Below are 21,866 nucleotides of genomic sequence, written 5' to 3'. Positions count from 1 at the left end.
ACGTTTTGCCCGGCATCGGCATCCATGGCGGCATCAAGGTCGGCTTCCAGTTCGCACAACTGTTGTCCGAGGCCGGCGCGCCGATTGCGGTCGCCACCCCTGGGGGCCTTGCGCCGTCGTGGTTCCGGTGCGGCCAACCCGTTGTCGACAGGCAAAATATTCTTGCCAATGCAGGTCCGAGCGACACGCTCGTCTTTTCGCTGCCGCACGACTACCCAATGCTGAAGGCAACCGGAGCGCGGCTGATCTTCCACTGCCAGGGCACCGACCCTCTGATAGATCCAGTTCTGCACGACCGGGATGTGACCATTCTATCTTGCTGGGAACAGGCCGCACGCTATGCGAGGACCGTGGCCGGGCGCGAAGCCATCGACGTCGGCATCTCCATCCCCGATATCTTTTTCTACGACGGCGCTGCCAAGGACCCATGCCTGGTGGCCTTCATGCCACGTCGGGGCGCCACGATCGCCGAAAGGGCGATGAAACATGTTCGCCATCTGCGCTACGTGCCAATCGACAACGACACCGAAGAGGTCTGCGCGGCAACTATGAAGCGTAGCGGCTTCTTCCTGGCGACGGCGGTGGGGGAATGGTTCGGATTGCCGGCACTGGAGGCAATGGCCGCCGGTTGCGTCGTGGTGTCGGTCCCGGTGGTCGCCATGGAACATCTCAGGGACGGCGACACCGCATGCGTTGTGGAGCCAGCACGATTACCGACGGTGCTTGACGATATCAGCGGGGAAGGCGCCGGCTTGCGGCGCGCCGCACTGCGTGATCGCGGCGCTGCAATGGCATCCCGCTATCGCACTGCCTTGCATAGGAGGAAATTGGAAAGCGCCATGCGGGCTGGTTTGAAAGACGCCTTGTCGTGGAACTGAGCAGCATGGAGCTGAGCGTCGTCATACCGTCTTACGGGCTGACCGCGCTGCTGCGAACCTGCGTCTTGCACGTCCAGTCAGGTCTGGCCGGAGCGTTGCCCGGACGCACGGCGATTGTCGTCGTCGACAACGGTTCCGCCATGCCCTACCAGGCAGACGATCTGGCAACGCCGGATGTCCGCATCCTGCGGCTCGACCGCCGGCATTCCTTCGCCGCGGCGTGCAATCGCGGCGCCAGTGCCGTGCCGGCGGCGCGCTACCTGTTCCTCAACAACGACGTCTTCCTGCATCCAAACGCAATGGCTGAGATGCTTGAGATAGCAAGGCATGAAACGGTCGGCATCCTGGGCACCAGGCTGGTCCTGCCCGATAACACGATTCAGCACTGCGGCGTGCGTTTCGATGCCGGTGAACGCGGCCCCTATCACCATGCCCATGGCAGGCCAAGCTCATCGGTCAGCCGCGCCACGACGTTTCCGCAGGCTGTAACGGGTGCGGCATTGATGATCGATCATGGAACCTTTGCCGCCCTGCGCGGGTTCGACGAGACCTTTCCCTTTGGCTATGAGGATGTGGATCTGTGCCTGCGCGCACGGCAGATGGGAGTGCGCATCGGCTGCGGCCAGAAATGGGATTCGCTGCACCTGGAATCGACCTCCGATCGACGGCCTGATCGCCACAAGGCATCGCGCAGACTGTTCTTTGAACGCTGGCGCGGGCGTTATTCCATCGACGGAGACGAAGGCGCATGAGGCAAGACATCGCCATCTCGCTGATCGTTCATACGCGCAATTCAGCCACGACTTTGCCACGGCTACTCGAAACCACAGGCTGGGCGGCCGAGCGCATCGTCATCGACATGCAAAGCAGCGATGCAACAGTCGAAATCGCGCGCGCGGCCGACTGCCGGGTGCTGTCTTGCGCCATCGTCGATGCCGTCGACGATATCCGCAACCAGTATCTTGCGGAAGCGCGGCATGACTGGGTCCTCGTTCTGGATGCCGACGAATACCTTGCCGACGATGCCTACGAAGCCATGCAGCGGCTTGTCGACGACCATGGCGACAAGATCGATGCCTTTGCCTTGCCAAGGTGGAATTCGGTAGCTGGCCAGATCATGCGTGGGTCGGGCTTTTACCCGGACCAGCAGATCAGGTTCTTTCGAAAGGCAACAGTGGCATGGCAGCCTGGCAATCACCGTGTGCCGCAAGTGCTGACTGGCGCCAGGCGCCTGCGCGTCCTCCAGCCACCGAATTGCATTCACATCCACCACGAAAATTACGCCGACATCGCATCCTTCATCACGCGCCAGCTGCGTTATGCACTGACCGATTCTTACGACACCAATCCGGACCATTTCGACTTCAGCGTCTACATTGCCGAGGCCTATGCCGAGTTCGCGCGGCGCCACGAGCCGACTGAAGACGGCGACTTGTCGACCGCCGTGGCGACAGTGCTGGCATGGGACCGTATCATGCGAGGCCTGATCCATTGGGAGCGGCTGGGGCGGCAACAGCCACTCAACGCCGCCTTCTCCTTGCCGATCGTTCCCATTCTGCCCGCGCCCGGCAAACCCGCGCGTGTTCCAGATTCGGGCAGCTGGCAAAAAACCTCAGTTCGCCATCTGCCGCGCGAGATCCGGCGCTGGTTTCGCCGGCTCTTCCAGCCCGGGCGGCGCTAAGCGGCGCCATTTTGCGCCATGCGCAATTTGGATCAAACTGGGTCGAGATGGTTTGCCGGTTCGTCAAGGCACTGGACCCCGGGTCCCGCACGATGGCTGGCGTTCGCCGCAGGATAGCGAGCCGATGGTGCGGCCCAGCAGCGGCAGCACGCCGGTCCTGGGAATCGCCCGCGAAAGGACCCAAAGCGGGGTTCGTGCGCCCCCGCTTTGGGTCCATAGGCTGCTGGGAGCCGGGACCTACTTGCCCATCAGCTGCTTTGCATTCTCGGCGGTAATTGCCGTGGTCTCGACGGTGACGACGGGCTCGACCGAAGAGGCACAATCGAGCAGGATCTTCTTCGACATCTCGATCGCTTCCTTGGCGCCGGTCGGATAGGTGAAGGTCGCCGCCCAGTCGCCCTTGGCGACCGCCTCGATGCCGCCGGCCGGGCCCGGCAGGCCGTCGGTGCCGATGATCTTGACCTGCTTGCCCGCTCCCTTTGCGGCGAGCAGCGCGCCAGCCGCCATCATGTCATTCGAGGCATAGAGCACCTTGATGTCGGGATGCGCCTGCAGCATCGCCGAGAACGCGGTCTGGGCTTTGTCCGGCACCCAGTCCGCCGCCTGCTCGGCGACGACCTGGATCTTGGCATTCTCCTTGACGCCGTCCTTGAAGCCGTTCAGCCGCTCGACTGCCGGCGTTGAGCTCGGCAGGCCTTCCAGCACCGCCGCCTCGCCGCCTTCAGGCAGCAAGGTCTTGGCGGTGTATTTGCCGGCCTCAAGCGCGATCTTGTAATTGTCGCCGCCGATGAAGGCGGTGTAGTCCTTGCCGGGATCGCCGACCGTCTTGCGGTCGAGTTCGATGACCGGAATGCCGGCATCCATGGCGCGCTTCACCGCCGGCGTCAGCGGTGCGGCCTCGAAGGGCGAGATCAAGAGCAGATCGACCTTCTGGGTGATGAAGTTGTCGACCTGCGACGTCTGCGTGTTGACGTTGCCGGCGCCGTCGGCGATCTGCAGCGTGAAGCCCGGCACTTCCTTGGCCGCCGCCGTCAGTTCGTCGTTGACGTGCTGGCGATAGGGCTCGGCATTGTTGGCTTGCGAAAAGCCGATGATGAACTGGCCGTCCTTCGCACAGGCCTTGACCATCGGGTCGGCGGCTTGCGCAACCCCTGCCATGCACATACACGTCCCGGCGAGCAGGCCAGCCTGCAAGCTTAGACGCCACGATCCTCTTTGAATGGTTTTCATAACTCACTCTCCTCCTTGTCGGGCCTCAGCAGCCAGACCTTGGTTTCACAGCCTTCCACTTGCGTGCCACCGACCTCCCTAACGACCCAAACCCTCGCGGCGGCGAACGAGGGATTGGAGTACTGCCGCCAGCACGATGATCGCGGCGGTCGCGAGCAGTTGCAGGGCTGGCGTGATATTGTTGAGCTGCAGAATGTTGGCTAGCGCACCCAGCATGATGGTGCCGGCGACGGTGCCGACCATCGAGCCGGAGCCGCCGAACAGGCTGGTGCCGCCGATGACCACGGCGGCGATCGCGGTCAGTTCGTAGCCCATGCCGTCATTGGCACTGCCGAAATTGAACTGCCCGGCGTGAACGATGCCGGCGAGCGCGGCGGCAAAGCCGGTGATCGCGTAGACGCTGACCTTGACCATCGACACCGGCACGCCCGAAATGCGCGCCGCCCGCTCGTTGCCGCCGACGGCAAAGACATAGCGGCCGAAGCGCGTGGTGTTGAGCACGATCGTTGCAATCGCGGCAAAGACGATGAAGACGATGGTGGCGACCGGTACGGTGTTGTTGAACAGCCGCTCGCCGAGGATCGCAAACACCGGCGGTGCCAGACCCGGCCCGTCTCCATAGGAAATGTTGATGTACTGGTTGCCCGAGACGACCAGCGCCAAGCCGCGCGCCGCTTGCAGGCCGGCCAGCGTGACGATGAACGGCTCCAGCCGGAAACGGCTGGAGATGGTGCCCTGGATCGTGCCGAAGACGATGCCCATGATGAGCACGGCAAGAATGGTGGGGATAAGCCCGAAGCCGCCGGAGATCATCATCGTCGCGGTGACGACGCTGGACAGCCCCAGCACCGCGCCAACGGAAAGGTCGATGCCGGCGGTGATGATGACGAAGGTCATGCCGATGGCGATGATGCCGGTCTCCGACACCGCGCGCACGATGTTGGCAATGTTGTCGGGGTCGAGGAAGAGGATCTCTCCGTGACGGCGCGGCGAGAAGATGACACCGCCGATCGCCACCAGCACCAGGCCGATCAGGCTCTGGAAGCGCACGATCAGCGCCAGTGGATCGCGATGCACCGGTGCGGCGGGCACCGGGCCGATTGCCTCCGAAATCTTCTGTTCAGACATCAGGCCTCCCTGCCATTTGCCGCGTCAAGCACCGTGTGCTCGTCGACGCCGCCGATGAATTCCGCAACATTGCGCCCCTGGCGCAGCACCACGATCCGGTCGCACAGGCCGATCAGCTCCGGCATCTCGCTGGAGGCGACCAGTATGCCGAGCCCCTGCGCCGCCAGTTGCCGCAGCCGGGCGTAGATCTCGCCCTTGGCACCGACATCGACGCCGCGCGTCGGCTCGTCGAGCAGCAGCAGCCGGGGATTGCCGAGGATCTCCTTTGCCAGCACCACCTTCTGCTGGTTGCCGCCCGAAAGGGCGCCGACGGCGATGTCTGGATTCTTCGGCCTGATGTCGAACTGGCCGAAGGACTGCTTGACCGCTTCCGCTTGCCGCCGCGCCGACATCAGCCCGAAGGGCGAGATGCGAGAGATGACCGACATGACCAGGTTGAGGCCAACCGCCATCCTCAGCATCAGGCCGCTGCCGCGCCGGTCGTCGGTGACGAAGGCAATGCCGGCGTTGCGCGCCGCCTTGATCGAATGCAGCTTGACCGGATGGCCGCCAACGGCGACTTCGCCCTGCCAATGTCCGGACAGGCCGGTGCCGTAAAGCGCGCTGAGCAGCTCGGTGCGCCCTGCCCCCATGATGCCTGCCAGGCCGACGATCTCGCCCTCATGCACATCGAGCGACACGCCTGTCGGGGCCTGCCAGCCGGCGCTTTCGCGCGACAGGTGGAAGGTGGCGTCACGCAAATGCAGCAGCGCCCGGCCGGTGGCTTTGGCGCGCGCTGGAAAGAGCTCGTCAAGCGGACGCCCGACCAGCAGCCTGACCAGTTCCGCCTGCGGCGCGTGCGGCTCGGTGATACCGGCCACCCGCCCATCGCGCATGACCGTCACCCGGTCGGCGATCTGCGGCACCTCCTCCAGGCGATGCGAGATATAGACAATGCCGACGCCGCTGGCGGCGAGCTTGCGCATGACGTCGAACAGCCTTTCGACTTCGGCCACCGTCAGCGCCGCCGTCGGCTCGTCCATGATCAGCACACGCGATGCGTAGGACAGCGCCTTGACTATCGCCACCACCTGGCGCTGGCCGATCGACAGGTCGGCTACCAGCCTGGCGGGATCGATGGCGAGTTCGATGGCTTCGAGCCGCTTGCGAGCCTCACTGCGCATCGCCGACACATCGAGGAAGCCGCCCGGCCGCATCAGCTCCCGGCCAAGGAAGAGGTTGGCCGCCACGTCGAGCTTCGGCACCAGGTCGAGCTCCTGGAAGATGGTGGCGATGCCGGCAGCTTGAGCCTCACGCGGATTGTTGAAGGTTACGTGCTTGCCGTCGATCTGGATGGTGCCTTCGTCGGGCGTGTAGACGCCCGACAAAAGGTTCATCAATGTCGACTTGCCGGCGCCGTTCTCGCCAAGCAGCGCGTGGATCTCGCCCGCCCTGAGGTCGAAATCGACGCCACGCAGCGCCTGTACGCCGCCGAAGCGCTTGACGGCGCCGGTGACCGACAGCAGCGGCGCGCTCATGCCGGTCTCCCGCAGGATTCACGGGCATGCAGCGTCGCCTGCAGCCGCACCGCTTGCGGCTTCAGACCACTGGAGGCGATGCGGGCAGACAGCAGTGCCGCGGCCTGCCGTCCGATCTCGGCGCAAGGTTGTGCGACAAGGGTCAGCCGCGGCTCGAAACAATCGGCCCATTCGAAGTCGTCGAAGCCGGCGAGCGAGATGTCTCCCGGTATCGAGAGGCCCCTTTCGCGGATCGCCCGCACCGCTCCGATCGTCGTCATGTTGTTGCCGGTGACCAATGCCGTGGGCGGCGAAGGCAATGACAGAATGGCATGGGTCGATGCCGTTGCGCTCGCCGTGTCGACGTTCTCGGGCGACACATAGTGCGGCAGCAAAGCAAGTCCATTGGCTGCCAGCGACGAGTGGAACGCCTCGATGCGTTCGCGCGTCGTCGCCAGCCCCGGCTGGCCGGCGATGTAGCCGATGCGTTTGTGGCCGAAGGAGGCGACGTGATCGATGAGGGCCCGCATCGAGGACTGGTTCTCGACGCCGATCTGGTCGAAGCGATCGTCGGCGAAGCGGTCGATCAGCACGCAGGGCAGCTTCTTCTCGGCCAGATAGTCGATGGCCCGCTGCGGCGCGCCCGACGGCGCCAGGATGACGCCGTCGACCCGCCGCTGATGGAAGGCGCGCACCACCGAAAGCTCGCGGTCCGGATCCTCCTGCGTGTCGGAGAGGAAAACCATGAGGCCGAGGCGCGCGCATTCGGCCTCCACCGCGCAGATGATGTCGGTGAAATAGGGATTGGAAATCGCCGAGATCGCCAGGCCGACGCTGTTGGTCGAAGCCACTTTCAGCGACCGCGCCAACTCATTGGGCTGATAGCCCATCGCGGCGATCGCATCATTGACCACTCTGGCCTTGGCGGGCGAGACAAAACGCGTTCGGTTGATGACGTGAGACACAGTCGACACCGACACTCCAGCGCGGCGTGCGACTTCAGCCATGGTTGCCATTACAACCCGATCGGAGCCCAACGCGCACGCGCTTCTCCCTGTCTTGAGTGTTTCCATTGCGCTCTGTTGATGGCGCATTGAGAGCCACCCTACGGCCATCGAAACGTTTGCGCAATCGCTTCGATGGCTATTTTTGACCAATTTCTTGTCTCAGGCGTCGGTGAGGAAATTCGGATGCGGGGCCCGTCAGCGGGGCGAACCGTAATCGTAGCGATGCAGCGAGATCGGTTGGCGACAGCTTCGTTTCGATTTGCGAGAGGCGCAATTTCGATCAAACTGACATCACAGAAAGACGGCACCATGGTCTCACCAAATGCGAGGAGATGCCGGTTCGAAAATTGGGCCAATCAAGAGGAGACGCATGAACCCGACCGAGAAAGCACTATGGTTCGTCGAGAGCCATCTGCCGGAAGCGGTCTCGCTCGACGATGTGGCGCAAAGCAGTGGCGTGTCGCGGTTTCATGTAACACGGGCTTTCGGTGCCGCCACCGGCCGCTCGGTGATGGGCTACATGCGCGCGCGCCGGCTGACCGAAGCGGCCCGCAAGCTGGCCGCCGGGGCGCCCGACATCCTCCGCGTCGCGCTCGATGCCGGCTACAACTCGCATGAGGCCTTCACCCGCGCCTTCCGCGATCAGTTCGGCACCACGCCGGAGCTGGTGCGCGCGCAAGGCACGCTCAACAATCTCGACCTCGTGGAGCCGATCCTGATGGACCAGTCCTTTCTTGCCAAGCTCGAACCGCCGCGCTTCGAGACCAGCCGGCCGTTCCTGATCGCCGGCCTCGGCGAACGCTACAGTTGCGAAACAAGCGCCGCCATTCCGATGCAATGGCAGCGCTTCGGCCCCTATATCGGCAACATACCCGGCGAGACCGGCGACGTCGCCTACGGCGTCTGCGTCAACGGCGACGATACCGGCAATTTCGACTACATCGCCGGCGTCGAGGTGACCGACTTTTCCGATCTTCCCAAGGAATTCAGCCGCGTGCGGGTGCCGGCGCAGAAATATGCCGTGTTCGCCCATCGCGAGCACATCTCGACCATCCGCCGCACGGTCAACACCATCTGGAACAAATGGCTGCCGACCTCCGGGCACGAGATATCAGACGCCCCTGAATTCGAACGCTACGGACCCGAATTCGATCCGCGCAGTGGCAATGGCGGGCTGGAGATCTGGATACCGGTCAAGTCATGATACCGGCGCAGATCATAGATACCGGAGCGGATCATGGATACCGGAACAGACCGTGCTTTGGCATGAGGCCAAGGCACGGTCCGTCACATTACCTACTCCACGGTGAGAGCGACCTCGTAGAGCCCAGGATGGGCTTGCCCCAACGCCTTGTTGCGATCGAGAAAGCCGTTCGCCTGCAGATGCTCGAAGACGCGCCGCATGGCCGCCTGATCCCGCGCCTGCGCGTAGTTGACGACACGCGTGCCGTCGAGACTTCGGTGCAGGCTGGCGGACATCCACCCGGGAATGCCACGGCAACTCGTCGCTGCTTCCCCCAGCATATCAATCAACGCCTGCTGACCGCCCCCAGGCACGGTGAAGATATTGATCTGGGTGATGACGCCGATGTCGGCGCGAATGATGGGCATTTTTCTTCTCCTTCGTTGGCACCTGGCGAACGAAGGGACGCCGAATGGCGAAGACCCCGCACGCCAAGCCGGGCGTGAAGCACACCCTGCGCTTGCCGTGGGTTCCCATATTGGATGAGAACGGAGCTTCCATCCGGTGGAAGGGAGCGGGCTTACCGTTTGCCGCACCAAGGTCCTTTTCGACCCTTGTTTCATAGCATCGCTGGGGATGGCTAACAATCACCGCTCATCACGCGCCGATGCCTGATGGCGGCTGACCTGTCGATCACGCCATCGGCAGTGCCGGCCAGCGATCGACGATGCTGCCGCCGGAGAACACGGCGATCGATCCGAACTGCTGCAGCACGGCCTCGCTCTGTGTCGGCCGCAGGAATGCGTAGTCGCCCGGCCTTGCGGTCGCATCCGCCGGCAGGCCCATGAATTGCTGGTTGGAGGACAGGCCGAGCAGGCTGTTCGTCTTCATGCCTGCGGGAAACACCGGCTCGGCCATCCATTTGCCGCCGTAGAGGTAGCAGCCCTTGCGCGGAAACCGGCCGAGCGCCTGCAGCAGGCGGGAGACGGCGGGCGGACCAGGCAGCATTGGCTCGACCACTTTCAGGATCGGCGTGGCGATGAAGGCCGCCGGCACAAAGCCTTCGAGGCCAAGCGTATCGAAATCGCCGGGCAGCACGAAGGCCGATCCCATCGACACCTCGTTGGCAACGCCGCCGTGGTGAAGCAGGGCGGTCTTGCTGCCGCCGATGTTCAAGATTCGGCGCTGGTCGGCACCGAGGCAGGCAACGAAGGCGGCGGCACGTTTGGACGCTTCAGCCAACGCCTTGGCTGACCCGCCGAACAGGCCGGGAATATGCGGCGCATGCGCCTCATATGCCATGACGCCTTCGCAATGCAGGCCTTTGTAGGCTGTCGGCGCGCTTAACGCTTTCGACAAGGCCTCCGGGCTGGCGAAGCCGCCGCGATGCAGCCCGACATCGATCTCCAAGGCGATGCGCAACTCGATGTCGAGTTCGGCCGCCAGAGCGTCATATTCCGCCAGCCTCTCCTCGCTGTCGATCAGCCAGCAGACGCGCGACCAGTCGGCCGCGCTGTTTGAAAGCACGGCTCTCGCCGCGCCGACAGGCATCGGCTTGCCGTACAGAATGTCCGCGTCGGGAAACGCCTTCAACACGGCTTGCGTGACGGGTGGATGGAAAGTCATGAAGCGGACGGTGCCAAGGGCTTCGCCGATATGCGAAAGCAGCGGCAGGCAGGGGAGCGACTTGTCGACCAGCCGCACGACAAGTCCGGGATCAAGTCTCTCCTTCACCAGAGCGATGTTGCTGTCCAGCCGGTCGAGATCGAGCAGCAGGCAAGGTTGGAAGATGCCGGCATCCTTCAGCGCATGCGAAAGAGTGGCGAAATAGGCGCTCATGGTTCGATGCCGAACAGGCCGGCCATGTAGGGCGAGACGAAGCGGTTCTGTGGATCGATGTCGCGGCGCACCGCCATGGCGTCATCCCAGCGCGGATAGAGCTTTTTCAGATCCGCCGCCTTGAGGCTGTGCATCTTGCCCCAGTGCGGCCTGCCGCCGTACTTGCGGAAGATCGGCTCGGCCGCGCGCATGAACGGCTGCGGGTCGCTCGCCGCATCGTGGTGGATGGCGATCGAACAGGTGAGTCTTTTGTAGAACGGCGAGAGCCAGAAATCGTCGGGCGCGACGGTGCGCACCTCCATCGGGAAATAGACCTCGGGGAAGTGCCTCTCGGTCAGCGCGATGATTTCGGCCAAGACCTTCGGCCCTTCCTCGTAGGGCAAGTGATATTCCATCTCGTTGAATTTGGTCTGCCGGTCGCTGGCATAGACGTTGAGCCAGTCCTGCACATAATCCTCGGCCGGCAATTTGGCTATGGCGCCCAGGATCAGCCGGCGGCGCAGCGACGGTAGCCAGGCAAGCGCGGTGCGCAGCCGGCGCAGCGTCCTCAGGCCCGCCTCGTCTTCCTCCGGCGGCCGCGCGGTGGGTGCGGCGTCGCTCAAATCGCTGGCGATGAACTGGGCATATCCGGAGAACGGAATGTAGTAGAATTCGGCCGAACGATGCGCGGCCATCATCGTTTCGAAATCGCGCAGCATGTCGGCGATCGGCAGCACCCATTTGCGGCGGCGCAGCCGGTAGGTCGCAATGTTGTTCAGCGTCACTTCGCTCAGGATGCCGAATGCCCCTAAGGCGACGCCGATGGCATGGATCATGTCCTGATCGCCTGCCCGCTTGAATTCGCGGACCTTGCCAAGCCCATCGACGACCTCGACCGTTTCCAGCTGCGTATGATAGGCGCCGAGCGTCGGTCCCGAGCCGTGCGTGGCGGTGCCCAGCGCGCCGCCGATCGCCTGGCGGTCGATATCACCCATATTGGGCAGGCCCTGGCCAAGGCCTTGCAGGATGTGCATGAGCGGGCCAAGCCGCGTCCCTGCCCGCACGCGCGCTTGATGCCGCCCGCTATCGTGCGACACCAGACCCTCGAATTTCTCCAGCGACAGGATCGTGCCTTCGGATTTCACCAGCGGCGTGAAGGAATGGCCGGCACCGACGACGCGCACCGGGCCGGGTGCATTACGAATGAGATCACCGAGCTCGCCGGCGTCATTGGGGCTGGCGACCAGCCAGGGCTCGGCAGTGACATAGCCGGACCAGTTGCTCCAGTTGTTCGACATGCTGCCTCGCTCAGGCAACGGCGCGGCGACGCCGCGACACGAGGATGAACAGGCCGAGCAGCGCCACGCTGGCGACGGCGCTGGCAGCGGCGAATTCCGGCACTGGCCGAAAATCCTTGCCGTCGATGAGCAGCGACGCAGCGATCGGCCCGATCGCCAAGCCAAAAAGCTGCGCGGCCGGCACCAAAAGCACGGCGGTGCGAGTCTCATCGGCGGTGATCGCCAGTCGGATCTGGTAGGGCACGATGAACAAGAGAATGAAGCCCATGACCAAGGCGGCGACCCAGAATGTCGTGAGGCCAGGTCCGCTGGCGAGAACCAGGGAGCATGCAAGTGCCACGGCACCGATCGCGGTGATGGCCAGACGATAATCGATGCGCGCCTCGAATACGGTCGCCGTCGTCGCGCCCAGAACCTGTACCGCGAGGCTGGCCGAGACGATCAGGCCGACGGTGCGGCCATCGATACCGAATTGCGCGCCGAGCGGCTCCAGAAACGCCCAGACCGCGCCAAAGAACATGAAGTAGCAGAAGACCGACAACAAAGCGGTGATCGAAGGAACCGTCAGCATATTGGCGAGATTCTCGTCCTTCGGCAGGTCGGCATAGTCAGCGGGAACGATGAAGGCGACCACCAGCGACGCGACGCAGACGATGGCGAGAACGATGAAGCCACCCGCCGATCCGGCGGCGGGGATAACATAGAGTGCCAGCAACAGGGCAAGAGCGCATTGCGCCAGCGTCTGCATGGTGACGAAATAACCGCCGATGCGTTCGGCGCGCCGCGAACGAGCAATCAGTTCGGTGGCGACCGCGACAAGGCCACCCTCGGCAAGGCCGGCCAGGGCGCGTGCCGCCATCAGCGTATTGGCGCCGGCAGCATAGGCCGTCCAGACGTTCGCCAGTGCCAGCAGAAGCAGCAGGGCCGCACTTTTCCAGCGGATCTTGTGGGCCGAGAGCAGCATCGCGACAATCGCAGAGCCGATCGCGATGGCGATCATTTCGGCGGTGGCGACCAACGCCAACCCATCGCCGCTGATATGGCCCTCGGTGTAAAGGGCGCCGAGCAAGACGGGTTGCAGACCGAGAATGAGCAGGCCGACCGACCCGATCCACAGGGCCGAGGCAAGCTGCCCGCTGGTCGGGTTGCCGACCAGCCAATCGCCATCGCCGGTGTATCCGGCATTTGTCGAAGTCAAAGGCGCCTCCCAACGTCCTTGCCGCGCGGCAAAAAAACTGACAGTCTGTCAGCATTCTAGAAGCTGATACTTGATCATATTTTTTGTCAATCGGAATTTGCAATCTCGCGAGAGAACGGGCGCATGGAAGAAGCAAGGCGAACGGCCACCGAACCCCGACGCAGGCCCAAGCAGGAGCGCAGCCGCGAGCGCATCGACGCCATCCTGTCGACGACCATGCGGCTGATCGGCGAGAAGGGCATCGACGCCGTCACCATGAAGGAAGTCGGCATGCTGGCCGGTGGGCCGATCGCCACCGTCTATCACTACTTCCCCAACAAGTCGGCGATCCTGGCAATGCTCTATGAGCGGTTTTCAGAGGTCAGCCGCGCGCGATTGACAGCGATTATCGCCGACGTTCGCGAAGCGAAGGACGTGATCGCCGCTGCCGACCGGTTGCTTGACGACTACCACAGCCGCGTCGCCGGCGATCCGGCCATCCAGGATCTGCAGAACGCCATCCAGGCCGACAAGGCCCTCAAGAATCTCGATATCGCCGAAACCCGGTATCAAGCCAAGATGTTCTGCGACCATGTCATCGCCTTGCTGGAGCCCGAGAAGCACGAGCAGTTCGAACGCATGGTTCTGCTGATCTTCCAGCTCGCCGGTGCAGTGGTGCGCCTGGCGCTTGCGGAGGGCGAAGCGGCAAGCCGCCGGACCATCGAGGATTACCGGTCGATCATCCACACCCAGTTACGGCTGTTTCTTTAGTCTCCGTCTATCCGGCCCGACGGATCAGGGCTTCGAAACCGTCTGCAAGGTTGGCGGTGCCGGCTGCAACGATCTTCGACAGGTTCCTGGCGCGTCCGGGCGTCTTGTTGGCATCGAGCAATACCGCCCTGCCCCCATGCATGACAAAATCGAACTTGCCGTAGTCGAAGCCAAGCCGATGGCGCAAGGCGCGCAATTCTTCGGGTACGGGAACAGCCTCTCGGAGGATCGTATCGTCGCCTTTTACGAGGCGCTGCGGTGAGACATAACGGGTGCAGCGCTCACGATCGCCGCAGAATATCCAAAACCGCGCCGCAAAACCGTCAGGCGCCGGTTCGGGAATGAACTTCTCCACCACCAGGTCGGTACGCACAAGCATCTCCGGCGGAACTTCAGCCAGCGAAGCGTGGACTTGGTATTGATCGAATATCCGCACGCCAGGAAAAGGCACGGCCTTGCCGGCGCGCTCGGCTTGCCGATTGATTTGCTGCTCGGGTGTCCCCCAATGGTTGAGATTGCTCTTGACGATGATGGGGCCGTCCCAATGGTCACCGTCCTTGAGGACCGCGCCGCTGATCCGACGCTTGGAAATGTCGGCCGCGCCAAGATTGAGGCAGAACGGAAATCCGCGCGCATACTCGACATAGTCGGCCGGTGTCACCGTCGCATCGACATGCAGCACCGCGATATCGGCATCATGCCTTGACGAAGGCCCGCGCAGAATCTGTGTCGAGTGGCCACGCCTCTTCAACTCGGCCAGAAGGTCGAACAGCATGTAGGGGCTGTCCTGGCGCAATAGAACGCCGCGCCGGCTCTGGAACCGATCATACTCATGCGTTATCACGGCAATGCGAGCCATGGCCTCTCCATGCCCATCAGGCAACCAACAGTCTCGAAGGAACCATGCCCCCACATCCTCCAAGCCGTTTTGCATGACAAATCATTGGGATGCAATTCGCCGCCATTGGCAGCTTCTCGGATCGCCGCTCTGCCCGCCGCCGGAAGCGGTCGCTACCTATGAGCACGAACTCAGTCTGCAATCGCTCGACGTGGTGCTGCTCGGGGTCACTCCGGAACTTGCCGGTCTCGGCAGGACGATGCTGGCGCTCGATGAATCCCCCGCCATGATCTCCGGCATCTGGCCAGGCGACACCGCCACACGCAAGGCAGTGGCCGGCAACTGGTTGGAGATGCCGGTTGCCGGAGCAAGCATAGATGCGATGATCGGCGACGGCTGCCTGTCGGCACTTGGCCTTTCGGTCGCGCGGCGGGCGTTGTTCGCGGAGATCGCGCGCGTGCTCGGGCCCAACGGCCGCGCAGGTCTCCGGCTCTATGCCAGCCCGGGAACGCCGGATGATCCGCAGGCGGTGCGGACGCTTGCCCTTTCAGGCGGCGTCTCGACCTTCCACGCACTCAAATGGCTTGTCGCAATGACAGCCACGGGGGTAGCGCCCGATCACGCCATTCCGGTGCAGGCAATCCTCGAGAGGTTCGACGAATTGTTCCCCGACCGCGACGAGCTTTGCGCGCGCACGGGCTGGGACATGCCGGTCATCGGCACCATCGACGTCTACAGGAATTCGCCGGCCATCTACAGCTTCGCTCCGGTCCCGACGCTGGTGCATGAAGCAGAGGCCTTCTTCGGCGACATTCGCATCGTGGCGACCGGCACCTATGGACTCGCCGAGCGATGCCCAATGCTGGTGCTGCGGTCACCCCGGCACCGATAGAATCCGAATGATGGACAAAATTCCTCCTCGCTCCCAGGCGGCAACCGACGCATTCTGCTATCCGTCACCTGCGCGAACGAAATTTCGCGCGATTGCGCCCTCTCGCGCGCCTTGACTCTCGCAGGCCAGCGGCCTATCTCAGCGCCACGTTAGCACTCGCCCTCGGTGAGTGCTAACCATATGTCCGGCGCCGCCGGACGGAGGAACTGTTCTCACCGTTCTCATCGAGGAAGAAAAAATGGCTAAGTCGAAGTTCCGCCCGCTTCATGACCGCGTGGTCGTTCGCCGGGTCGAATCCGAATCCAAGACCGCCGGCGGGATCATCATCCCGGATACGGCAAAGGAAAAGCCGCAGGAAGGCGAGATCATCGCTGTCGGCTCCGGCGCTCGTGACGAAGCTGGCAAGCTCGTTCCGCTGGACGTCAAGGCTGGCGACCGCATCCTGTTCGGCAAGTGGTCGGGCACCGAAGTCAAGCTCAATGGCGAAGACCTTCTGATCATGAAGGAATCCGACATCATGGGCATCATCGGCTGATAATCGGCCTCACCGTCAACTGAATTCCGGGCTTACCCCAAGCCCCTGCCAGGAGCTAAAAATGGCTGCTAAAGACGTAAAATTCTCCCGCGACGCCCGTGAGCGCATGCTGCGCGGTGTCAACATCCTTGCCGACGCGGTGAAGGTCACGCTCGGTCCCAAGGGCCGTAACGTCGTCATCGACAAGTCGTTCGGCGCCCCGCGCATCACCAAGGACGGCGTCACCGTCGCCAAGGAAATCGAACTTGAGGATAAGTTCGAGAACATGGGCGCGCAGATGGTCCGCGAAGTTGCTTCGAAGACCAACGACATTGCCGGCGACGGCACCACGACCGCGACCGTTCTGGCGCAGTCGATCGTCCAGGAAGGCCACAAGGCGGTTGCCGCCGGCATGAACCCGATGGACCTGAAGCGCGGTATCGATCTGGCCGTCACCGAAGTCGTCGCGGCGCTCGGCAAGGCTGCCAAGAAGATCAAGACCTCCGAGGAAGTTGCCCAGGTCGGCACCATCTCGGCCAATGGCGACGAGTCGGTCGGCAAGATGATCGCGGAAGCGATGCAGAAGGTCGGCAACGAAGGCGTCATCACGGTTGAGGAAGCCAAGACCGCCGAGACCGAACTCGAAGTCGTCGAAGGCATGCAGTTCGACCGCGGCTACCTCTCGCCCTACTTCGTCACCAACGCCGACAAGATGGTTGCCGAGCTCGAGGACGTCTACATCCTCCTGCACGAGAAGAAGCTCTCCAACCTGCAGGCCATGCTGCCGGTCCTCGAAGCCGTCGTGCAGACCTCGAAGCCGCTGCTCATCATCTCGGAAGACGTCGAAGGCGAGGCCCTGGCCACGCTGGTCGTCAACAAGCTGCGTGGCGGCCTGAAGATCGCCGCCGTCAAGGCGCCGGGCTTCGGTGATCGCCGCAAGGCCATGCTGGAAGACATCGCCATCCTGACCGGTGGCCAGGTCATCTCCGAAGACCTCGGCATCAAGCTCGAGAACGTCGGCCTCAACATGCTCGGCCGCGCCAAGAAGGTGTCGATCTCCAAGGAGAACACCACCATCGTCGACGGCGCCGGCAAGAAGGCCGAGATCCAGGGCCGCGTTGCCCAGATCAAGCAGCAGATCGAAGAGACCACCTCGGACTACGACAAGGAGAAGCTGCAGGAACGTCTCGCCAAGCTGGCGGGCGGCGTTGCGGTGATCCGCGTCGGCGGTGCGACGGAAGTCGAAGTCAAGGAAAAGAAGGACCGCGTCGATGACGCCCTCAACGCGACCCGCGCGGCCGTCGAAGAAGGCATCGTTGCTGGCGGCGGCGTCGCGCTGCTGCGCGCTTCGGCCAACATCAAGGCCACCGGCGCCAATGCCGACCAGGCTGCTGGCATCAACATCGTGCGTCGCGCGCTGCAGGCTCCGGCCCGCCAGATCGCGTCGAACGCCGGTGCGGAAGCATCGATCGTTGCCGGCAAGATCCTTGAGAACAAGGGCGCGACCTTCGGCTACAACGCCCAGACCGGCGAATATGGTGACATGATCGCCATGGGTATCGTCGATCCGGTCAAGGTCGTTCGCACGGCTCTCCAGGACGCGGCCTCGGTTGCCGGCCTGCTGGTCACCACCGAAGCCATGATCGCGGAGGCTCCGAAGAAGGAGTCGGCTGGCGGCGGCATGCCTGGCGGCATGGGCGGCGGCGGCATGGGCGGCATGGGCGGCATGGATTTCTAATCCAGCCACTCTGGCATATAAAGGGGCGGCAGAAATGCCGCCCTTTTTCATTGATCAGACGCCGAACGACTCAACGATCACATCGCGCACCTGCATCACCGTTGGAGTGCGGACGGTGTCGAAACGCCAACTCACCCCGAATGCGTAACGCGGAAACTGCAAGGGACAGGCTCCCATCTCAAATGGGCCCTGGCCGCACAGTGCGCGCGCGGCATGGCTCGGGATCGTCGCCAGTGCATCGCTATTCCACAAGAGAAAAGACAGGGCGGAGAAATGCGTGGTCGCCGCAAGGACCTTGCGCCGCAGTCCATGTTCGGCAAGCACGTCGTCGGTGACGCCGCTCAGGCCGGAATAGGAAACCAGGATATGATCTCGTGAGAGGTATTCTTCGACCGTGAACGGTTCTCGCCCGGGTCTGGAGCGAGGATCATAGACGATCATGTAGTCCGAGCTCCCAACCGAGATGTGTTTCAGCCGGCTGTCGGTGACGCCACCCGAGGTGATGGCGAGGTCGATTTCCTTGTCGTTCAGCGCTTGCGCCGCCACGAAGCTGTTGGTCTGGCGCAGGATGACCCTGACATTGGGCACTCTCTGCTTGGTCAGTTTGATGATGCCGGCGCCGAACGCCATTTCGAAATCGTCGGAAAGGCCAACCCTGACAACAACGACCTTCGCCCGATCTTCCGCCTGCGGGCTCGTGCTATCCAGCGTTCCACTGATGATCCCTAGCGCCTCCTCGATCAGTGGTCGCAGGATCACAGCGCGCGGCGTCGGCAGCAGGCCGCGCTGCGTACGCGTGAACAGCGGATCGCCATAGAGCGCTCGCAGCCGCCTCAGCGATGCGCTGACCGCGGCCTGACTAAGCCCGAGCCGTGCGGCGGCTCTCGTCGCGCTCAACTCGCTCATGAGCATCTGGAACACCACAAGCAGATTGAGATCAACAGGCCTGTTTTCCATTCTGTGTATATCGGCATTCCAGTTACGTTGTTTCAGTTATGTCATGTAGCGCGATATTCTCCCGGGATGGAAGACGAATAATCGTCACCGGCATCCTGTGCTTGGGACCGCGAAATCATGAGATCTCGGCATATGCTTCTGGCGCTGTTGGTGGCGGCGATCTGGGGAATAAACTTCACCGTCATCAGCATTGGTCTCGGCAGCTTCCCGCCGCTGCTGCTCGCAGCGCTGCGATTTGTCGTCGCCTCGCTGCCGGCGCTGGTCCTGCCCCGCCCAAATGTGTCGTGGCCCCGCTTGTTCTGGATTGGCGCAACCTTGTTCCTTGGCCAGTTCGCCCTGCTTTTCACTGGAATGGCACTTGGTCTGCCCGCAGGGCTCGCATCCGTGACGCTGCAGTCGCAGGCTTTTCTGACCATCCTCATCGCCTCAATCGTGCTGCGGGAAAGGCCGACGGCCCGTCAGGTCGCCGGGTCCCTGATTGCATTTGTCGGGCTGGGCGTGATCGGGCTCACTGTCGGAGGCGATTTCTCCACCGCCGGCCTTGGTCTGTGCCTCGCTTCGGCGCTGTGCTGGGCATTCGGTAATGTGTTGCTGCGTGGCGCCGGCAAGGTCGACATGCTTGCAATGGTGGTCTGGCTGAGCCTGATCCCACCCGTTCCACTCTTCGCGCTGTCAATGCTGCTCGACGGACCGGCGACGATCGCCCACGCCCTGACGGCAATGCGCTGGAGCGGTGCGGGCGCGGTCATCTACATATCGGTGCTCTCGACCATTCTAAGCTATGCCATCTGGGGCCATTTGCTGAAGCTATATCCGGCCGGAACCGTCGCGCCATTTTCGCTTCTGGTACCGATCTTCGGAGCGCTTTCTGCCAGGATAGTGCTGGGCGAGCAGTTTGAAGTGACCCGCGTGGTAGGAATGATGCTGATCCTTGCCGGTTTGGTGGTCGTTGTGGCGCCGCTGAGGCAGACAATGCTGGTGCAGAAGCACGCCTGATCCAGTCGGGCGCATCGCCATATATCAGGATCCTTGCGACGGTATTTCGGCCGCGGAAATCGCCGCGTCGCGGTTGCGGCCTGATCCAGCCAGCACGGCACCTTCGATCAACGCCGCGACTTCATCGGCCACCGCCCATAGCGGGGCGCGATCGCGGGTGGCACGGGCGATCACCATCAATCCTTCCAGTGACGATTCGACCAGCAGCGCCAAAGCGTGGGCGCGACGCTCGGGCACCCCTGCCCTGACGAAGGCCTCCCGCAGCAAGCCTATCCACTGCTCGAAAGCCGAGCGGCACAAGTCCGCCAGTTCCGGTACGTCTGTCGGCGAGTCCAGCACGACAGGCGCGATCGGACAGCCGAGCGAAAACTGGTTGTCCTCCAACATGCGCGCCACCGACTGGTAAATATGATGGACGGCCACGGCCGGATCCTTTTCGGCGGCCAGCGCCTCGCCCAGCCTCTCTGTCACCCTGGCGACGCTATCGCGCGTCACCTCGATGACCAGTTGGTCCTTGCCGCCGGGAAAATGGAAATAGAGCGAGCCACGCGGCGCGCCGCTGGCGCTCAGAATGTCGTTGAGCGAGGTGCCATGGTAGCCGCGCTGCCTGAGCAGCAGTCCAGTGGTCTCGAGTATGCGGGTGCGGGTGTCGTTCGCCATGTCAACCTCTGTCAGCAGCCATCACTATAGACTTGCGCTGAATATGACAATCGGTCTACATAATATGTAGATCAGTCTACATATTCGGGGAAACCGGCATGCAAACCTATCGTCTTGAAGGGTCCGGCGGGGCCGAGTGCCTAGTGATGCGCGACGAGGCGCAGCCGCAGCCTAAACCACACGAGATCATGGTGCGCGTTCGCGCCACCTCCCTCAACCGGCGCGACACGATGATCCTCAACGGCACCTATCCACTAACGCCGCGCCTGGGCGTCGTTCCACTGAGCGATGGGGCGGGCGAAATTGTCGCCATCGGCGATGCCGTCACGCGCTTCGCGGTAGGCGATCGCGTGACTGGCAACTATTTCGCGCGCTGGATCGACGGGCGCATCAATGCCGGGCTCATCGACCAGCTCGGCTGCACGCTGGACGGCATGCTGGCCGAATACGCCGTTCTCGACGAGCAATGGGCGGTTCGCTTGCCCGATCATCTCGACTGGCATGAAGCGGCAACGCTGACCTGCGCCGGCCTGACCGCCTGGAATGCGGTAACGGGGGCCGGAATTCCCAAGCCCGGCCAATGGGTTCTGGTCATCGGCTCGGGCGGCGTCGCGCTCTTTGCACTGCAGTTCGCCAAGCTGCTCGGCTGCCGCGTCGTCGCCGTCACCTCACGTGGCGAGAAGGCCGACAGGCTACGGTTGCTAGGCGCCGACCTTGTGATTTCGACATCGGAGATGCCCGAATGGGGGGCGACCGTCCGCGACCAGACAGACGGCGTCGATCTCGTCGTCGAGACCGGTGGCCCTGCGACCTTCGCGCAGTCGCTGATCGCCAGCACGCTTTACGGGCACATCGTGCTGCTCACACTTCAGGATGCGAAGGGCGGATCGATCCAGATGCCGGCAGCGCTCTACCAGCGCAGCCTCGCCACCATCAGCCGCCTCTTCGTCGGCAACCGAACCAATCTCGAAGCCATGCTGCGCGCTGTCTCGCAGCACCGCCTGCGGCCCGTCATCGACAAGGTCTTTGCCTTCACCGAGGCCGGCGATGCCTACCGCTATTTCCAGCAGGGCGACGTCTTCGGCAAAGTGGTCGTCGACGGCCCCTGACCCATCGATTTCTCAAAACCAAAGGAGAACGGACAATGACAATTCGTGAAGCCTCGGCCGAGTGGCAAGGCACACTGCGGGAAGGTTCAGGTCGGCTACGGCTCGGCAGCGGCGTTTTCGAAGGCGCCTATTCCTTCCCGTCGCGTTTCGAGAACGGTCCGGGCACGAATCCGGAGGAACTGATCGCAGCAGCGCATGCCGGCTGCTTCTCGATGGCTCTGAGCGCCATACTGGGCAGGGATGGACATGTGCCCGTACGCATTCGCACCGTCGCCAAAGTGCATCTCGGTGCAACCGCTGCCGGGCCGACGATCACCCGCATCGAGCTTGAGACGCAAGCCGAGATCCCGGGCCTTGCCCCGGATGAGTTCCAGGATCTCGCAGAGACGGCAAAAGCGTCATGCCTTGTCTCCCGCGCCCTCGCTGGCGTGGCAACCATCACGCTCAAAGCCGAACTCACCGCGACCGCCAGCACGGAACAATGAAACCAGGAGA

22 protein-coding genes are annotated in these 21,866 nt (G+C 63.1%); 11 read left to right on the top strand and 11 right to left on the bottom strand.

The features are described 5' to 3' along the window. The first annotated feature begins 5 nt into the window (after positions 1–5). From BLS48_RS10620 to BLS48_RS10610, 3 genes are read left to right on the top strand one after another with little or no spacing between them, the layout of a single operon-like run. Positions 6–878 carry a glycosyltransferase gene (locus tag BLS48_RS10620; RefSeq protein WP_143019405.1) on the top strand — a complete coding sequence of 291 codons (873 nt, stop codon included), beginning with the start codon at positions 6–8 and terminating at the stop codon, positions 876–878. Next, positions 869–1,630 (top strand): glycosyltransferase family 2 protein, encoded by a 762-nt coding sequence (locus BLS48_RS10615; protein WP_091577384.1) that lies wholly within the window; start codon positions 869–871, stop codon positions 1,628–1,630. The genes BLS48_RS10620 and BLS48_RS10615 overlap by 10 nt, the downstream gene beginning before the upstream one ends. After that, complete coding sequence (locus BLS48_RS10610) at positions 1,627–2,559, top strand: glycosyltransferase family 2 protein (RefSeq protein WP_091577382.1); 933 nt, start codon at positions 1,627–1,629, stop codon at positions 2,557–2,559. Before BLS48_RS10615 ends, BLS48_RS10610 begins: the two co-directional genes overlap by 4 nt. A 237-nt stretch (positions 2,560–2,796) precedes the next feature. Here BLS48_RS10610 and BLS48_RS10605 read toward each other — a convergent pair whose 3' ends face one another. From BLS48_RS10605 to BLS48_RS10590, 4 genes are all read right to left on the bottom strand, one after another. Further along, positions 2,797–3,789, bottom strand: a complete 993-nt coding sequence (locus tag BLS48_RS10605; RefSeq protein ID WP_425284671.1) for a substrate-binding domain-containing protein — start codon at positions 3,787–3,789, stop codon at positions 2,797–2,799. 78 nt (positions 3,790–3,867) lie between these two features. Further along, entirely contained in the window at positions 3,868–4,917 is a 1,050-nt protein-coding gene (locus tag BLS48_RS10600) for an ABC transporter permease (RefSeq protein ID WP_091577381.1), read from the bottom strand. Then, on the bottom strand, positions 4,917–6,434 hold the full coding sequence (locus tag BLS48_RS10595; protein WP_091577379.1) for a sugar ABC transporter ATP-binding protein: 1,518 nt from the start codon (positions 6,432–6,434) through the stop codon (positions 4,917–4,919). Before BLS48_RS10595 ends, BLS48_RS10600 begins: the two co-directional genes overlap by 1 nt. After that, on the bottom strand, positions 6,431–7,429 hold the full coding sequence (locus tag BLS48_RS10590) for a LacI family DNA-binding transcriptional regulator (RefSeq protein WP_091577377.1): 999 nt from the start codon (positions 7,427–7,429) through the stop codon (positions 6,431–6,433). Before BLS48_RS10590 ends, BLS48_RS10595 begins: the two co-directional genes overlap by 4 nt. 361 nt (positions 7,430–7,790) lie before the next feature. Between BLS48_RS10590 and BLS48_RS10585 the strand changes: the two genes are divergently transcribed. Beyond that, positions 7,791–8,624, top strand: coding sequence for an AraC family transcriptional regulator (locus tag BLS48_RS10585; RefSeq protein ID WP_091577376.1), 834 nt, complete (start codon positions 7,791–7,793; stop codon positions 8,622–8,624). Between the two features lie 92 nt (positions 8,625–8,716). Here BLS48_RS10585 and BLS48_RS10580 read toward each other — a convergent pair whose 3' ends face one another. From BLS48_RS10580 to BLS48_RS10565, 4 genes are all read right to left on the bottom strand, one after another. Beyond that, positions 8,717–9,031, bottom strand: coding sequence for an antibiotic biosynthesis monooxygenase family protein (locus tag BLS48_RS10580; RefSeq protein WP_091577374.1), 315 nt, complete (start codon positions 9,029–9,031; stop codon positions 8,717–8,719). Positions 9,032–9,296: 265 nt separating this feature from the next. Further along, positions 9,297–10,442, bottom strand: coding sequence for an alanine racemase (locus BLS48_RS10575; protein ID WP_091577373.1), 1,146 nt, complete (start codon positions 10,440–10,442; stop codon positions 9,297–9,299). Further along, positions 10,439–11,719, bottom strand: a complete 1,281-nt coding sequence (locus BLS48_RS10570; protein WP_091577371.1) for a D-arabinono-1,4-lactone oxidase — start codon at positions 11,717–11,719, stop codon at positions 10,439–10,441. Before BLS48_RS10570 ends, BLS48_RS10575 begins: the two co-directional genes overlap by 4 nt. A 10-nt stretch (positions 11,720–11,729) precedes the next feature. Continuing rightward, positions 11,730–12,917, bottom strand: coding sequence for an MFS transporter (locus tag BLS48_RS10565; RefSeq protein ID WP_091577369.1), 1,188 nt, complete (start codon positions 12,915–12,917; stop codon positions 11,730–11,732). A 123-nt stretch (positions 12,918–13,040) separates the two neighbouring features. Here BLS48_RS10565 and BLS48_RS10560 point away from each other — a divergent pair, with 123 nt between their 5' ends. Then, complete coding sequence (locus tag BLS48_RS10560) at positions 13,041–13,667, top strand: TetR/AcrR family transcriptional regulator (protein ID WP_091577368.1); 627 nt, start codon at positions 13,041–13,043, stop codon at positions 13,665–13,667. A gap of 7 nt (positions 13,668–13,674) precedes the next feature. Here BLS48_RS10560 and BLS48_RS10555 read toward each other — a convergent pair whose 3' ends face one another. Further along, entirely contained in the window at positions 13,675–14,526 is an 852-nt protein-coding gene (locus tag BLS48_RS10555; RefSeq protein ID WP_091577366.1) for an ATP-grasp domain-containing protein, read from the bottom strand. A 73-nt stretch (positions 14,527–14,599) separates the two neighbouring features. Here BLS48_RS10555 and BLS48_RS10550 point away from each other — a divergent pair, with 73 nt between their 5' ends. From BLS48_RS10550 to groL, 3 genes are all read left to right on the top strand, one after another. Beyond that, positions 14,600–15,397, top strand: a complete 798-nt coding sequence (locus BLS48_RS10550; RefSeq protein ID WP_091577364.1) for a class I SAM-dependent methyltransferase — start codon at positions 14,600–14,602, stop codon at positions 15,395–15,397. Between the two features lie 238 nt (positions 15,398–15,635). Beyond that, the gene (gene groES, locus BLS48_RS10545; protein ID WP_006203049.1) at positions 15,636–15,932 is read left to right on the top strand and encodes a co-chaperone GroES; all 297 of its coding nucleotides are present in this window, start codon (positions 15,636–15,638) and stop codon (positions 15,930–15,932) included. Between the two features lie 61 nt (positions 15,933–15,993). Next, a complete protein-coding gene (groL, locus tag BLS48_RS10540; RefSeq protein ID WP_091577362.1) occupies positions 15,994–17,649 on the top strand; it encodes a chaperonin GroEL in 1,656 nt (551 codons plus the stop codon). Between the two features lie 54 nt (positions 17,650–17,703). Here the strand turns inward: groL and BLS48_RS10535 are convergent, their stop codons facing one another. Then, positions 17,704–18,606, bottom strand: coding sequence for a LysR family transcriptional regulator (locus BLS48_RS10535; protein ID WP_091577361.1), 903 nt, complete (start codon positions 18,604–18,606; stop codon positions 17,704–17,706). A 117-nt stretch (positions 18,607–18,723) separates the two neighbouring features. On the opposite strand from BLS48_RS10535, the gene BLS48_RS10530 reads away from it, so the two are divergent. Further along, positions 18,724–19,602 carry an EamA family transporter gene (locus tag BLS48_RS10530; protein WP_091577359.1) on the top strand — a complete coding sequence of 293 codons (879 nt, stop codon included), beginning with the start codon at positions 18,724–18,726 and terminating at the stop codon, positions 19,600–19,602. Between the two features lie 24 nt (positions 19,603–19,626). Here BLS48_RS10530 and BLS48_RS10525 read toward each other — a convergent pair whose 3' ends face one another. Beyond that, positions 19,627–20,262 (bottom strand): TetR/AcrR family transcriptional regulator, encoded by a 636-nt coding sequence (locus tag BLS48_RS10525; RefSeq protein WP_091577357.1) that lies wholly within the window; start codon positions 20,260–20,262, stop codon positions 19,627–19,629. Between the two features lie 98 nt (positions 20,263–20,360). On the opposite strand from BLS48_RS10525, the gene BLS48_RS10520 reads away from it, so the two are divergent. Beyond that, positions 20,361–21,371, top strand: coding sequence for a zinc-dependent alcohol dehydrogenase family protein (locus tag BLS48_RS10520; protein WP_091577356.1), 1,011 nt, complete (start codon positions 20,361–20,363; stop codon positions 21,369–21,371). 35 nt (positions 21,372–21,406) lie between these two features. Beyond that, entirely contained in the window at positions 21,407–21,856 is a 450-nt protein-coding gene (locus BLS48_RS10515) for an OsmC family protein (protein ID WP_091577354.1), read from the top strand. Positions 21,857–21,866: the final 10 nt, after the last annotated feature.

Source organism: Mesorhizobium qingshengii, assembly GCF_900103325.1.
Classification (GTDB): domain Bacteria; phylum Pseudomonadota; class Alphaproteobacteria; order Rhizobiales; family Rhizobiaceae; genus Mesorhizobium; species Mesorhizobium qingshengii.
The sequence above is the reverse complement of the archived record's forward strand: the minus strand, read 5'-3'. Positions and strand labels throughout refer to the sequence as shown.